This window comes from Phaeobacter sp. CAU 1743 (assembly GCF_039839315.1).
Classification (GTDB): Bacteria; Pseudomonadota; Alphaproteobacteria; order Rhodobacterales; family Rhodobacteraceae; genus Phycobacter; species Phycobacter gallaeciensis_A.
The window spans coordinates 17,172-31,800 of the sequence record NZ_JBDOQR010000029.1; the positions used below are offsets into that span (position 1 = coordinate 17,172).

Annotated in this window: 12 protein-coding genes and 1 tRNA gene; 6 read left to right on the top strand and 7 right to left on the bottom strand. The window is 61.5% G+C overall.

Annotated elements, in window-relative coordinates; translation table 11 throughout:
* Positions 1 to 45 precede the first annotated feature (45 nt).
* Positions 46 to 765, top strand: a complete 720-nt coding sequence (locus tag AAFO90_RS12625; RefSeq protein WP_347509619.1) for an SIMPL domain-containing protein — start codon at positions 46 to 48, stop codon at positions 763 to 765.
* An 88-nt stretch (positions 766 to 853) separates the two neighbouring features.
* On the opposite strand, the gene AAFO90_RS12630 is transcribed toward AAFO90_RS12625, so the two are convergent.
* The 5 genes from AAFO90_RS12630 to AAFO90_RS12650 form a co-directional block, all read right to left on the bottom strand.
* Positions 854 to 2,146 (bottom strand): O-acetylhomoserine aminocarboxypropyltransferase/cysteine synthase family protein, encoded by a 1,293-nt coding sequence (locus AAFO90_RS12630; RefSeq protein WP_274830073.1) that lies wholly within the window; start codon positions 2,144 to 2,146, stop codon positions 854 to 856.
* 263 nt (positions 2,147 to 2,409) lie between these two features.
* Entirely contained in the window at positions 2,410 to 3,642 is a 1,233-nt protein-coding gene (locus AAFO90_RS12635) for a 50S ribosomal protein L11 methyltransferase (RefSeq protein WP_347509620.1), read from the bottom strand.
* A 182-nt stretch (positions 3,643 to 3,824) separates the two neighbouring features.
* Positions 3,825 to 5,882 carry a pyridoxamine 5'-phosphate oxidase family protein gene (locus tag AAFO90_RS12640; RefSeq protein ID WP_347509621.1) on the bottom strand — a complete coding sequence of 686 codons (2,058 nt, stop codon included), beginning with the start codon at positions 5,880 to 5,882 and terminating at the stop codon, positions 3,825 to 3,827.
* Positions 5,883 to 5,930: 48 nt separating this feature from the next.
* Positions 5,931 to 6,551, bottom strand: a complete 621-nt coding sequence (locus AAFO90_RS12645; RefSeq protein WP_274830219.1) for a glutathione S-transferase — start codon at positions 6,549 to 6,551, stop codon at positions 5,931 to 5,933.
* A gap of 588 nt (positions 6,552 to 7,139) precedes the next feature.
* Positions 7,140 to 7,215, bottom strand: a tRNA-Thr gene (locus tag AAFO90_RS12650).
* A 207-nt stretch (positions 7,216 to 7,422) separates the two neighbouring features.
* Here AAFO90_RS12650 and AAFO90_RS12655 point away from each other — a divergent pair.
* Positions 7,423 to 8,298, top strand: a complete 876-nt coding sequence (locus AAFO90_RS12655) for a hypothetical protein (RefSeq protein ID WP_347509622.1) — start codon at positions 7,423 to 7,425, stop codon at positions 8,296 to 8,298.
* Between the two features lie 17 nt (positions 8,299 to 8,315).
* Here the strand turns inward: AAFO90_RS12655 and AAFO90_RS12660 are convergent, their stop codons facing one another.
* Complete coding sequence (locus tag AAFO90_RS12660) at positions 8,316 to 8,753, bottom strand: hypothetical protein (RefSeq protein WP_347509623.1); 438 nt, start codon at positions 8,751 to 8,753, stop codon at positions 8,316 to 8,318.
* 200 nt (positions 8,754 to 8,953) lie between these two features.
* On the opposite strand from AAFO90_RS12660, the gene AAFO90_RS12665 reads away from it, so the two are divergent.
* Positions 8,954 to 9,946: a hypothetical protein gene (locus AAFO90_RS12665; protein WP_347509624.1), complete on the top strand. Its 993-nt coding sequence runs from the start codon at positions 8,954 to 8,956 to the stop codon at positions 9,944 to 9,946.
* A 19-nt stretch (positions 9,947 to 9,965) separates the two neighbouring features.
* Here the strand turns inward: AAFO90_RS12665 and AAFO90_RS12670 are convergent, their stop codons facing one another.
* Positions 9,966 to 10,859: a LysR family transcriptional regulator gene (locus AAFO90_RS12670; protein WP_347509625.1), complete on the bottom strand. Its 894-nt coding sequence runs from the start codon at positions 10,857 to 10,859 to the stop codon at positions 9,966 to 9,968.
* Between the two features lie 133 nt (positions 10,860 to 10,992).
* On the opposite strand from AAFO90_RS12670, the gene AAFO90_RS12675 reads away from it, so the two are divergent.
* The 3 genes from AAFO90_RS12675 (at position 10,993) to AAFO90_RS12685 (ending at position 14,328) form a co-directional block, all read left to right on the top strand.
* Positions 10,993 to 12,183 (top strand): cytochrome P450, encoded by a 1,191-nt coding sequence (locus AAFO90_RS12675; protein ID WP_347509626.1) that lies wholly within the window; start codon positions 10,993 to 10,995, stop codon positions 12,181 to 12,183.
* Between the two features lie 72 nt (positions 12,184 to 12,255).
* The gene (locus AAFO90_RS12680) at positions 12,256 to 13,290 is read left to right on the top strand and encodes a TRAP transporter substrate-binding protein (protein WP_274831194.1); all 1,035 of its coding nucleotides are present in this window, start codon (positions 12,256 to 12,258) and stop codon (positions 13,288 to 13,290) included.
* A gap of 153 nt (positions 13,291 to 13,443) precedes the next feature.
* Positions 13,444 to 14,328 carry a DMT family transporter gene (locus tag AAFO90_RS12685; RefSeq protein ID WP_347509627.1) on the top strand — a complete coding sequence of 295 codons (885 nt, stop codon included), beginning with the start codon at positions 13,444 to 13,446 and terminating at the stop codon, positions 14,326 to 14,328.
* The last annotated feature ends 301 nt before the right edge of the window (positions 14,329 to 14,629 follow it).

A 14,629-nucleotide genomic window follows, 5' to 3' on the forward strand; every position in this document is an offset into this window, starting at 1 on the left:
CAAGGAAACGCTCCCATCTTGGGGCACAACACAGGAGACGCTGAGATGAAGACAAAGGCGATACTTGCATCATTGATGATCTGGACCTGCTCCACCGGGGCGGTGCTGGCCGAGGCTGCGGCCCCGCGCCAGATCGTGGTCACCGGAGAGGCCCGGACCGAGGTTGCACCGGACCGGGCAACCATCACCCTTGGCGTCACCGCCGAGGCGGAAGAGGCCGCTGTCGCCATGCGCCAGGTGTCAGATGACATGACGGCGGTGATCGCGGGGCTGCGAGAAGCTGGCATTGTCGCAGAGGACATGCAGACCCAGTCTATCTCGATTGATCCGGTCTGGAGTTCCCGGCGTGTGTCCGATGGCCGGGAACAGCGCGAAATCACCGGTTTTGTTGCCTCCAATACGCTGGCGGTCCGGGTGCGGGAGCTGGACAATCTGGGTCCGGTTCTGGACCGGGTACTGGCCGCCGGAGCCAATAATTTCAGAGGTTTGAGCTTTGGCGTTGCGGATTCTGCTGCGGTCATTGACCAGATCCGTGGCGATGCGGTGCGCGATGCCATCCGCAAGGCGCGGCAACTGGCCGAAGCGGCTGAGATGGAGCTGGGGCCGGTACGCTCGATTACCGAACATGGCGGCAGTGGCGGTCCGCGTCCGATGAAGATGATGGAAATGGCCCGCTCATCGTCGATGCCGGTCGAGGCGGGAAGCCTTGGTTTTGAACACAGCGTATCGGTGGTCTTTGACCTGCGGGTGCCGGGTTTGGAATGACACTGGTAGCGGACAAAGTACGTGCCAGATATGAAAAGGCCGGGCGATTTTCCCGGCCTTTGTTGTGTTTGCAAACTGCGGCGCGGGATCAACCGCAGGCTTTGGTCAGGGCCTGATCCAGATCAGCGATCAGGTCATCGGGATCTTCGATGCCGATGGAAATGCGCACTACGTTGGGGCCTGCACCGGCCGCTTCCTGCTGCTCGGGTGTCAGCTGGCGGTGGGTGGTCGAGGCCGAGTGGATGATCAGCGAGCGGGTGTCGCCGAGATTGGCCACATGGCTGAAGATATCCAGCGCATCGACCAGCTTGATGCAGGCCTCATAGCCGCCTTTCACCGCGAAGGTGAACAAGCCGCTGGTGCCCTTGGGGTAGCAGGCCAACGCCCGTTCGTAATAGGGCGAAGAGGGCAGGCCGGCATAGGTCACGTAATCAACGCGATCATCCTGCTCCAGCCAGCTGGCAACCTTGATGGCATTGTCACAATGGCGCTGCATGCGCAGGGACAGGGTTTCGATGCCCATCAGCGTGTAATGCGCCGCCTGCGGGTTCATCGTCATGCCCAGATCGCGCAGCCCGATGGCGATGCCGTGGAAGGTGAAGGCCAGCGAGCCAAAGGTCTCGTGGAACTTCAGCCCGTGATAGGCCGGTTCCGGTGCCGACAGGGACGGGAACTTGTCCGAGGCGGACCAGTCGAAATTGCCGGAATCGATCACCGCGCCGCCGGTGACGGTGCCATTGCCGGTGAGGTATTTGGTGGTGGAATGCACCACCAGCGCGGCACCCTGGGAAATCGGGTTGCACAGGTATGGCGTGGCGGTGGTGTTGTCGACGATCAGCGGCACCCCCGCGGCGTCGGCCACATCGGCCAGGGCGCGGATGTCGGTGACATAGCCGCCCGGGTTGGCGATGGATTCGCAGAACACCGCGCGGGTGTTCTCATCAATGGCATCACGCACGGCGTCCAGATCGTCGGTGTCGACAAAGGTCGCCGACCAGCCAAAGCGTTTGATGGTCTGGCTGAACTGTGTGACGGTTCCACCATAAAGCCGGGTTGAGGCAACCACGTTGCAGCCCGGCGCCATCAGCGGGAACAGGGCCAGGATTTGCGCCGCATGGCCGGAAGAGCAGCAAACCGCGCCGACGCCGCCTTCAAGCGTGGCCAGACGTTCTTGCAGCACCGCGACCGTGGGATTGGTCAGGCGCGAATAGATATAGCCGACTTCCTGCAGGTTGAACAAAGCGGCCGCATGGTCCGCGTCGCGAAAGACGTAAGAGGTGGTCTGGTAAATCGGGGTCTGGCGGGCGCCAGTGGCCGGATCTGGTCGTGCACCGGCATGAATTTGCAATGTATCAAAGCCGTAGCTGGGGGCATCGGTCATATGTCTCTCTCCCTGAAATCGTGACTTGCCACAGGTGTAGGGCAGCACGGGCGCCCACACAACGCAAACCGGTGAAATCGGGACAGGCTACCTGCAACCCGCGCAGGTCGTGGGAAATTATTCCTGGCCTTTGCCGGGCAGGCCGTCCTGAGAAGGGGATGGAGCCTCTGGCATTGGCTCCGTAACACATGCGGTCCAAGTGAATGCAGCGCCGGGGCGGGGGCCGCGGCGCTGCATGGGGGCATTCTTCGTGAGAAGCGGGCCTAGTGGAAAGAGGGGCCCTGATGCTCGATACCTGTGGGAGGGGTCTGCCCCCAGATCGGGGCGGCATCGGCGGCAAGAGCGGCATCCGCCTGCGGTGCGGGGCGCAGGTTCCAGGCCGGGTGCATCCAGACGGCAGCCTGATCGGCTACTTTTGTGCGCAGCTCGTCCTCATGGACCGACAGGCTCAGCTGTGCGGAATCGTGCTGGGCGGTCACGGCAAACTGCAGCCCCGGCCAGGCCTTGGCGGGCTGATCCAGCAGATAGGCCGTTCGGCCCCAATGGCCATCAGAGGCCAGTCCGTTGTCCACCTGAATTCCCGGAGCCAGCTCCATCTCGAAGCTGACAAGCACGGCCTGCAGGGTGCCTGCCACCGTGCAGGTCAGATCCGCCGTGGTGCGGGCCGGTTTGAGGCTGGGCCGGGTGAAATCGAAGTGGAACAGCTCCGTCGTCGGCCCCAGCGGGCGCAGGTTGCAGGCCGCGAAATCGTTCGGGGTGATCTGCGCAACGCGGGCAAAGGCGTGAAAGGCACTGAGATCAAAGCCTTCCGCCCGTTGCGGGCGCCACAGATCAAGCAACTGATCGCTTTCCACGGCTTGCGCCACCAGGGTACCGCGTTCGGGGATGGCGCGCGCCTCGGGCTTGGCCAGAGCGCCCATGGCATGGGTCAGTGTTGCCAGCGCGCCTTCGCCCAGAAGGACCGTGTCGACGATTTCCGAAATCACCACATCTGCCGCTTCTGGCATGTCCTCACCAATGACGATCTCATGCGACCATTTCGGGATCACGGTGATGCGGTCAGAGAGACCATTGTCAGCGATGACGCGAGTTGCGGCCTCGGCGATCAGCGGCTGCTGTTCGCAGGTGTAGACGTGTTTCGCCCCAGCGCGCGCGGCCAGCATCGCCGTCAGACCGGCGCCGCAGCCGATGTCCAGCACCACATCGCCCGGTTTTACCTTCGCTGCGATCGCCTTGGCATAGGCGCTGTTGCGGGCCGTATCCGCCAGCATCGGGAAATGCCAGCGCGGCACGAACATCTGATGCAGCCGTTCCTGGAAAATCTGCGCCTCGTGGTTCCGGGGATCAAGCGCAAGGGCCTGGGACAGGACCTGCGAGGTCTGAATGCCGCCATCGGCAAGGGATTCAGATTTTGCGCGTTCTACGAGTAGTTCTGCAATTTCAGCAGCTTGAGGATTTTTGTCCTGAGAAGAATTGGGTGTCTGTTCTGCAACCAACTTATATTTTCCCTTTTTTGAGGCAAATTGCTTCCGTTCGGCATATTCACCATGCGCGTCTAACAAACGGTAAAGTTCGCCCTGACGATTTTGTGATCCGAGTGCGGGGCCTCGGAGGGCCTGGCTTGTCGCGGCGCAAAGCAGGTCGGCTTGGCCGACCTGGCTTCTCAGGGATGTTCAGATCAGAGGTCGAGCTCGACTGTATCAGAGCCGCTGGCCGGAACCGAGCAACAGAGCAGTGTTTCACCCGGCGGCGGGGTGATAGACGGGTCCGTTGTATAGGTGGTGGTGCCACTTTTCAGTCGGGTGCTGCACATGCCGCAAGTACCCGAACGGCAGCTGAATTCCGGCGTCAGCCCATGGGCTTCGGCCATTTCCAGCAAGGACCCGTCTTCTGGTTGCCATGGCATTTCAAACCCGGATTTCGTAAAGCGCACGACCGCTTGCTCCGCGGCAGGTTCCACAGGCTGAGGTGCGGTGGCTTTCTTGCGGACGAGCGATGACGGGCCAAACGCCTCGGCAAAGATGCGGTTGTCTGGGACGCCCAAGGTCAAAAGGCTGTCATAAATCGCCTGCATGAACCCTTCGGGTCCACAAAGGTGGAAATCAAAATCGTCGAGCCACAGCGCCTGGCGCAGGATATCATCGTCGATGACGCCGGTTTTCCAGACCGGACCTTTCGCAGCGCCCTTGGCGGGCTTTTCCGACACCAGCGGCAGGTAGCGGATCTGTCCCCCAGAAGCCTGCGCCAGTTCATTCAACTCTCCTGCGAAGGCCTGGACCTTGGTGTTGCGGGCGGAATGCAGCACCGTGATCTGGCGGCGATGCCGGGTGCGCAGACCTTCGCGCAGGGCATGGCGCACCATCGCAACCATCGGCGTGATCCCGACACCGCCTGCGATCAGGACTGCGGGGCGTGTGGCAGAGGCATCCAGCGTGAAACCGCCGCGCGGCGCCTTTGCCTCCAGCTGGTGGCCGGTCTGGATTTTTTCGTGCAGGTGGCGGGAGACGCGGCCCTGTTCCTCTTTCTTCACCGAGATCCGGTAGAAGGGTTCCCCGGGCGCAGAAGAGACCGTGTAGGTGCGCAGCAATGGGGTGTCCTCTCCGGGAAGCGGCACCCGCAGGGTCAGGAACTGCCCAGCCTCGAAAGGCAGAAGCGGCAGGCCATCCGCCGGTTCAAGGTAGAAGGACCGGATCTCCGCGCTTTCGTCCTCGATGCGGGACACCCTGAAGGCGCGCCAAGCGTTGCGGTGCTCTTCGGCCTTTTCGCGCGCATCTGCATCGGTCCAGGTGTCGGTCAACAGCGTGTTGGGGGAAAAGGCCCCTTGGCCTGCACGGAAGGGCAGCGCATTCTCGGTCCAGAGGCCCTGATGGAAGGTGAATTGCCAGCCGCGCTGCGCCCCCTGGAAGGAGGAGATGACGGGATCATCCGCTTCCAGAAGCTCTACGGTTCCTGTCAGCTGCAACTGGGTCCCGGTCGCAAAATCCGGGATCAGCAGCCCAGCGCGCGGGTTCAGCAGGAAATTTCCCAGCGTGTTGTAGTAGTTGTTCCCCGGAAATTCGGGAATGGTCAGCGTATTGCCTTCGACGTGGATGAAACCGGGCCGACCGCCGCGGTGGGAGACGTCTACCCCTTCTCTTTCAGGAGTGTCGCCTGCCGGGATATGGCTGGAGACAAAGAAAGTATCGGCGGCTTCGATCAGCGACCGGACGCGTCCTTGCAGATCTTTGATCGGCTCTGACTGACGCCGGACGTCTCGGATGTCTGCCGCTTCGAGCTGGCGAAGCTGGATATACTGCGGGCAATTGCCGAAGGACTGGTCCACCTTCAGGGTGAGCGCCTTTTCGGACAGGGAGGCGATGCGGCCATTGACCCGGTTGCGGCGGCGACTGTGCAGTTCGATCCCCAAAAGGCCCAGCCGGGCCCCGGTGCGCAATTCCGAATGAACGGGGTCGCCCTCAGCAGCGGACAGGCTGATTGTCAGATGCTCGGCGTCGGGGGAGTGGATGAAGCCCGGGGCACCGGTCAGCAGGGTGGCCCAGGGCCAGCCCTCTGCATCAACGGCACCTGCCGCGATAAAGGGCAGCTGAGCGTAAAACTCCCGGTGCTGATCTGGCATGAATGGGCGGATAACCCGGCGGCCGAAGACTTCCATGGCGGCGCGTTTACCTGTGCGGCGCTGCATTTCCTGTTCGCCTTCGTGGAAGGGCGAAGATACGTTTGAGACAGAAGAAGACATCGGACCCTCCGGGGTATCTGTTGTTGTGATTTGGGCCGTGCCCGGGGGTTAGGCTGCGAGGCCGACCTTGGTCACGGGCATGGCTTTGAAGCCTTTCAGACCTTCGACATTGGCCAGCAGGCGACGCAGGTTCGGGTAGGCTTCCAGCGAGATTCCACCTTCGGGCGCATGCGCGCTGTAGGAGTAGATGGCGATGTCGGCGATGGTCGGCTCGGTGCCCACCAGGAATTCACGGCCTTCCATATGCGCTTCGATCTTGCCAAAGGCGGTTGCGGCCGTTGCCGCACAGAATTCTGCGTCAAACGGTGCGTTGAAGACGTTGATCAGCCGCGCTGCTGCCGGGCCAAAGGCAATCTCTCCGGCGGCGAGGGTAAGGAACTTTTGTACTTCGGCTTCCAGAACCGGATCAGAGGGCAGGTAGGCCGGTGCATATTTGCGCGCCAAGTAAACGAGGATGGCGTTGGAGTCAGCGATCACGGTGTCGCCGTCTTCGATCACCGGCACCTGACCGGCGGGGTTCAGGGACAGGAACGGCTCTGCCTTATGGGCACCTGCAGCGAGATCGACGGTGATCATCTCGTGCTCAATTCCGGCAAGGTTTGCGAACAGCTCTACGCGGTGCGAATGGCCGGACAGGGGGAAGCCGTGAATGCGGATTGGTTGGGTCATGGTCTTTTTCCTTGGATACTGATGTTTCAAGTAGGCAAGGGGACTCTATTCTAGCGCTATTTTGGAGATAATTATCTTTTTTAAGGAAATACTGTGTACGTTATGGGGATTGTGTTGTGCCGAGGGTGACGTCGCCGTAGGGCTGCTCTCAGCAGCCCGGTGGAAAGTGTCAGGACGGCTTTGTCCCTTGAGGCGCTGATAGATCCCCACCGCTTCGGATAGTTTCACAGACGCTGAAGAAACCTCCAGCGGCGGTGAGTTTCCTACGACACGCTCGCCTTCCTGCAGTCTCAGTATGTGTTTTCCGAGAAGGTCCGTGTCTTTGGAGCGGAGATGAAACCGGTAGTCGTCAAGCCGATCCGCAGCCCTCCTGGCCCGAGCTTCCGCCACCCGAGCGGCCCTTGTTCTCAGAGAGTGTGCGATCCGAGGGAAAGAATAATGCTTCTTCAGGACTTTGGGGGTGGGGCTGCTGGAATAGAAGACGCCATAATTCACGAAGGTGAACGCGGCGAAATGGTCTCTGACATGGTTTACGGCCCCTAGCAGTGGCTTAAAGCTGAGGCGATACCAATGAGTTAGTTGGACTAATGGTGCCCCCACACGGACTCGAACCGCGGACCTACTGATTACAAATCAGTTGCTCTACCAGCTGAGCTATAGGGGCGCTGCCGGGGAATTAGCGATATTGGGCGCAGCCTGCAAGATGGAAAACGCAAGCAATGCGCAATTCCTGCATCTGGTTTGCGCAGACCACTGGGCGCATGGCGCAGCGCGTGCCTGCAGGGGACAAAGTCGCCTCGTTTGACCTTTGAACGCTGGCGGAGTAAGCCTTTAACCCGTTAAATCATCGCACAAGCAAGGCCCCGATTTTATGCAGGTCATCCTCCACGTGGGTGCACATGGCACCGAAGAAGACCGGTTGCTGAAGACACTTTTGAACAACAAGGAAGCGGCGGCGAAACGCGGTGTCGCTATTCCCGGTCCCGGCAAGTACCGCTACCTGCTGAAGGATTGCATGGGGGCGCTTCTGACTGGAACTCCGGCGCCGGACTCCGGCGAGGTCCTTTGGGATTCGATCCTGGAGCAGGAACATGCAGACCGGGTGATCCTGTCCAACCCGCATTTCTTCGGCTCGCAGCGGCAGGCGCTGGAGGGGCATAACTTCTACCCTGAAGCGGAAATGCGTATGGGGGCGCTTGCGCGGCTGTTCCCGGAAGATCAGCTGGAAATCCATATCGGGCTGCGCGATCCCGGCAGCCTGTTGCCGACCCTTTTGGCGGATGCCAGTCCGCAGCGTGTCGATCAGGTTCTGCAAAGCAGCGATCCGGCGTCCCTGCGCTGGTCGAACCTGCTGCTGCGGCTGCGCACCGCGGTGCCGGATGTGCCGATAACCGTCTGGTGTTACGAGGATATGCCGCTGATCTGGGCGCAGATCCTGCGCCATATGATGGGCTTTGCTTCGGAGGAGCGGATTTCGGGAGGTATGGATCTGCTGTCCTCGATCATGTCCACCGAAGGCATGAAACGGCTGCGCGCCTATCTGCATGAACACCGGGACATGACCGAGGCGCATAAACAGCGGGTGATCGCCGCCTTCCTTGGCAAATATGCCATCGACGAGGCGATCGAAGAGGAAATCGATCTGCCGGGCTGGACCGAGGATCTGATGGACACCCTGTCTGACCTCTATGAGGAAGATCTGGAACAGATTGCGCAGATGCCCGGCGTCACCCTGCTGTCAACCTGATCCGGTGTTCCGCCGCCTCATGGGCTGATGGGCTGACCCTGCCGGTTCACAGTCTGGGTTTCGACCGTCATATCATCATAGGTGAGCTCGATTGTGATCGTATCGACACTGCCGGGGGCAAAGGCGCGGTAGGGCAGGCCGTCTTCCTCCTGGATGGCGTTCGGGGCGGACTGATCCAGATGGCAGGGCGGCAGGGGCCAGATTTCCGGGCCGTCATCGTTGATCGACAGGCGGATCCGCGCCAGCCCGCAGCGCCAGGACCACAGGTGGGTGACATAGACCAGATCCTGCCCGTTGAAATCCCGGACCGAGACCCAGTTCGCGCGGGTGGCCGCCAGGATCGGCTTTACCTCTGCCGCGGTGGTAAAAGGCGGATCTGCCAAGGCGGGCGTCGCCAGTGTCAGGACACAGGCCAGCGGAACCAGCAGATTTCGGGGCAGGGGGGTAAACATCATACTCTCTCCTTCAACATGACGGCCTTCAACAAAACGGGCCTTCAGCATGGGGGAGCATTGTGAAGAGGCCCCCTTTGCAACAGCGTCCAGAGCCAGCACACCCGGCGGGGCAGAATAGTTTTGACCCTGTCTGCATGGGATTATACTGAAGAAATGCACCCCGCACAGCCATCTTGAGCAGGCTGGCAAAGAGGACCGAGATGGCAGAGCAGCCGCCCTTCAACATCGTGATCGTCGCTCAGAACGGCAGGCTGCAATACGAGGCGATCCTGTTTGCGGCCTCGCTGCGCCATGCGTCGCCCGGGTTCACAGGCCGTCTGTTCGTGGCCACGCCCCGGCCCGGGCCGCTGTGGAAAAAGGATCCGTCGCTGCGCAGCCAGCAGGTGCAGTCGGTGTTGGAGCGTCTGGGCGCTGAGATCCTACCCTTTGACAGCCAGCTGTTCGGGGAAAGCTACCCCTATGGCAACAAAATCGAAGCCCTGCAGGCACTGCCCGAGGGTGAGCCATTCGTGTTTTTCGACAGCGATACGCTGATCACGGGTGAACTCTCCGAGGTGCCGTTTGATTTCAGCCGCCCCTGGGCCTCGTTGCGCTGCGAAGGGACCTGGCCGAAACCGACGCTCTATGGTCCGGGCTATACCGGGATCTGGCGGGCGCTTTATGACCGTTTCGGGCTCGATTTCGAAAGCAGTCTCGATCTGTCACAGCCCGAGGAATATTGGCGGCGTTATCTCTACTTCAACGCCGGGTTCTTCTACGGCGCGTGCCCGCGCCGGTTTGGCGCCCGTTTTGCGGGTTATGCCACCTCGATCCGGGATGATCTGCCGGTTGAACTGGTCGGCCAGTCGCTGGACCCCTGGCTGGATCAGATCGCGCTGCCTTTGGTGATCCATTCCTTTGGCGGTGGGCGCGATGCGCTGCCTGCGGGGTATATTGATGGGCAGACCAGCTGCCATTATCGGCTGTTTCCGCTGCTCTATGCGCGCGAAAGCGATCACGTCATCAAGGTATTGCAAGATGCATCGGCCCCGAACTGGATCAAGAAGGTGCTGAAAACCTACGAGCCGATGAAGCGGATGATCTATCAGGGGCGGGGCGAAAAGGTGCGTGCGCTGTTTGATCAGGCGAACCTGCCACGGCGTGAACAGGCGATCCGCAACCGCATCAAATCCGAAGGTCTGTGGATGCGCTGATGACCCTAGGTCGCGCGGGTCAACAGACGCGGGCGATCTGGTCGCGCAGCCAGACGTGCATCGCTGAATGATGGGTGCGCGATGTCCAGGTCAGGTCGATTTCGAACTGCCCGGGAAAGGGGCAGGGCGCGGCCTGAACCCTATCCTTGAAATGTTCGGCCAGCCGCGATGGCAGCGTGGCGATCATATCGGTGCCTTCCAGCAACTCCGGCAGGGTGGCGGGGCTGGGAATCGACATCACCTGATTGAGCGATTTCCCCGCCGCCGCGATTTCCATCAGAAATCGGGACCGCCAGGAATCACCATAGTTCACAACCACTTGCGGCACGGCCAGAAATTCCGCTTCGGAGCGCGGCATGCGGTCCGGCGGGGCATCGCGGGCCATCACCATGACCGCATGTTCGCTCAGCAACGTGCGGCGGAAATAATTGCTGCCCACGATCCGTACCGGCCCGATCAGAAGATCGCTTTCGCCGCGGTCCAGATGTTGCTTGCCTTCCACGGTTGAGGTCAGGATTGAAATGCGCAGCCCCGGCGCGCTGCGGCGCAGGTTGCGCATCAGTTGCGGCAGGATGGTGGCGCGTTCGTAGTAGTTACAGGAGATGGTGATCTCGGCCTCTGCTTGGCCAGGGTCAAAGGCGCGCGGTTCGGCCAGCTGCAGCACCTCGTCCAGCATCCGGCTGGAGGTGGCGACGATTTCCTCGCAGCGCTCGGTCGAGACCATGCGCCCGCCCTGGCGCACGAACAGCGGATCGCCAAAGGCGCGGCGCAGCCGGTCGATGGTATAGCTAACGGTCGACTGGTTGATGTTTAGTGTCTCGGCCGCCCGGGAAAACGACCGGTAGCCATGCACCAGCCGCAGGGTGCGCAAAGCAGCGAAATCAATGCTGAGTGGATCGGAATTGGATTTCATTTTCGCAGTCTAACCCGTTTGTACACCTCTTGTATTGAAAATTTGCATGTTTAAAATCAACAAAATCGGATTGCCTCATTTTGGCCGGAGCTTTTAGGCTCGTTCGGATCACGTCGCACTCGGGGAGGAGAAGATGACGGTTTCGATGCTGCAACAGGCACCGCAGGAGGAGACGATTACGATCCGGGACCTGACCCTGGATCCTTATCCGATTTACCAGCGCCTGCGCCGGGAAGCGCCCGTAGTGCGGGTGAAATCGCTGGGGCGCACCATGCTGACCCGCGCCGAGGACACCAAATACGTCAAAGACAACCCAGGCATCTTCAGCTCCAACGATCCCAAGACGCCGATGCAGCGGGCCTTCAGAGCGCATACGCTGATGCGCAAGGATGGCGCCGAACACGCGCGGGAGCGCGAGGCGATGGCGCCGACCTTTACCGGGCGCAATATCAAGGGTTGCTGGGAGGGTATCTATTCCAAGATTGCCGAGGATTTCGTCGCGGGGCTGCCACGCGGCGAAACCGTGGACCTGTTCCCGGCGCTGGCGGGCCCCTTTGCGGCACGTTGCCTGAAACACCTGTTGGGTATCCCCGAAGCCAGCGACGATGACATGCAGCGCTGGAGCCAGATCCTGATCGACGGGGCCGGCAACTTCGGCTTCACCGATGAGCTGTTTGCCCAGTGCGATGCGGCGAACGATGAAATGGATGCGCTGTTCCGTGCTGCGATCCCGCGCCACAAGGCCGATCCCAACCCCAGCGCCCTGTCTGTGATGGTGAATGCCGAGGATCCGATCCCCGAAAGCCAGATCTTTTCCAATATCAAGATCGCCATCGGCGGCGGCATCAATGAACCGCGCGATGCGCTGCTGACCATCCTCTACGGCCTTTTCACCAATCCTGAACAACTGGCCGAGGCAAAGGACAAGGCGCTATGGGGCCAGGCCTTTGAGGAGGGGGTGCGCTGGGTTGCACCGATTCAGGCCAGCTCGCGCCTTGTGCTGGAGGACACCGAGATCCGCGGACACCTTATCCCCAAGGGCGATACGGTGATGACCATTCAGGCCTCGGCCTGCCGCGACGAAGAGGTTTTCGAGGATGGCGAAAGCTTCAACATCTTCCGCGAGCGCAAGCCGCATCAGGCCTTTGGCAACGGACCGCATTTCTGTCAGGGCACACATATTGCCCGGCGCATGTTGGCCAATATCATGCTGCCGATGCTGTTCGACCGCTTCCCCAACATGACCCTGTCGGACAGCGAGCCAGTCAATTTCTACGGCTTCGGCTTCCGCGGCCCCCGGAACCTGCCGGTCACGCTGAACTGACAGCCACACACGTATAACAAAGGGGCGGTGATCTAATGCCGCCCCGGTCTTCATCATCATCTGGGAGGAAACATGATGAAACATACCCTGCTGGGCGCCGCGTTTTTTGCCGCGGCCACCGCATTGTCACCACTGATGGCACAGGCGCAGGAGGTGACGCTGCGGCTGCACCAGTTCCTGCCGCCCCCCGCCACCGTGCCAAAGATGATCCTGAAACCCTGGGGCGCGCAGGTGGAGGAAGCCTCTGGCGGGCGGATCAAGATTGAGCATTTCGATGCCATGTCGCTGGGCGGCACACCGCCAGGTCTGATGGATCAGGCGGCTGATGGGGTCGCTGATATGGTGATGACCGTGGTGGGCTATACGCCCGGCCGCTTCCCCAAGACCGAAGTGTTCGAGCTGCCCTTCATGATGACCGATCCAGTGGCCACCTCGAAGGCCTTCATGGAACTGGTTGAAACCGACCTGCAGGAAGGCGAGTACAAAGACGTCAAGGTGCTGGGCGCCTGGGTGCATGGCCCCGGCGTAATCCACACCGAAAGCGGTGTGAGCAAGCTGGAAGACATGGAAGGTCAGACCCTGCGCGGTCCGACCCGGATCATCACCGATATGCTGAAGGAACTGGGCGCCACCCCAGTTGGCCTGCCGCTCCCCGCCATTCCCGAGGCGCTCTCCAAGGGCGTGATCAGCGGCACCGTGATCCCCTGGGAGGTCACTCCGGCGGTCAAGCTGACCGATCTAGTGGAACACCACACCGAGTTCAGTGGCAAGGAGGCGCTTTATACCGCGACCATCGTGCTGGTGATGAACCGCGACAAGTACAACGCCCTGCCGGATGATCTGAAGGCTATTCTCGACGCGGAATCGGGCCAGAAACTTTCGGCCTTTGCTGCCAAGGTCATGCTGGAGCGCGATGCGCCGGGCCGCGAAATCGCCGAGGACAAGGGCAACGAGATCGTCGTTCTCGACGAGGCCGAAGTAGCCCGCTGGAAGGAAAAGGCACAGCCTGTGATCGCTCGCTGGATTGATGAGGTCGGCAGCAAGGGTATCGACGGAGAAGCCCTGATTGAACAGGCCAAAGCGTTGATTGCCAAACACGGCGGATAACACCCCAATCCCAGAACCGATGGGGTACGAAAGGGCGTGGGTCGCTGACCTGCGCCCTTTCTTTGTGCCGGGGATCCTGCGCGGGCGGCTCTGCGTTGCAAGTTGCGGGCTTTGCGGCGATAGATCGTGCAGAGGCAGCACGCAGGGGCGGACATGGGGTCTTTCAGATGGATGGGGCTGGGGGCGGTGATCCTGGCAGCGATGCTCTGGGGGGCCACCGGGACAGTGCAGGCCCTGTTGCCTGCGGGCCGTGATCCGCTTGCTGTGGGGGCGCTGCGCCTGCTGTTCGGCGCCGGTGCCCTGTGCCTGCTGGCACTGATGCAACCCAAGAACCGACTGGCCCTGCGGCATCTGCCGCTGCCGGGGGTGCTGTTCGCCGGTGTGGCGATCGGCAGCTACAACCTGTTGTTCTTCTACGCGGTCGCGCTGGCCGGGGTCGGGATCGGTACCGCGGTCGCCATCGGCAGTGCGCCGATCTGGGCCACGCTGTGGGAGCGGTTTGCGCAGGGGCGCAGGTCCGGTCCTCTGCGGCTCATGGGGCAGGGGGTGTCGGTTCTGGGTGTCGGTCTTCTGGGCTATGCGGGCGCAGGCGAGGGCGGCGCACTGTCGGGGGTTATCCTGGCGCTGCTCTCGGGCGGCTGTTATGCGGCCTATTCGCTGGCCACCAGTCGCATGGGCGGCACGCTGCCTTCGACCGTGATCGCGGCTTCGACCTTTACCGTTGCGGCGCTGGTAACTGCGCCGGTTCTGTTCATGGTGCCGCTCGATTGGCTGGCGGGGCCCTCCGCCTGGACCGGGTTGGTATTCCTTGGCGTTGGGGCCACGGCGCTGTCCTATGCGCTTTATACTTGGGGGCTGACCCGTGTCACCGCATCCACCGCCGTTACCCTGGCGCTGGCCGAGCCGGTCACCGCATGGTTCCTCGCCACCATAGTGGTGGGAGAGGCGGTAACGCCGGGCGGTCTGACCGGCGTGGTGATGATCCTTACGGGCCTGCTGGTGGTGACCCTGTTTCGCGACCGGGCGCCGGGGCGCTAGGGCGCCATGAGGCAGGACCTGCAACAGCTGTTGCTGCGGCCCCTTCGCCGGGGACTGTGCCTTTGCGCGGATATGAACAGGGCGGGGAGGCTGCCTGATACTCTGCCGCGCTGACGCTGGCAGGCACCGGATCAGAGATCGCCTCTCCCTTGAATTCCGGCGCGTCGAAATCGAACCGGCGCAGCAGCCGGAACAATGCCCTGCGCCGCAGCGCAGCCTCTTCTTTTTCGAGCAATTGATGCATGTTGATCAGACCCCACGTCCACAGATCGGAAAACCCTGGCATGCGCGTTGCAAACAG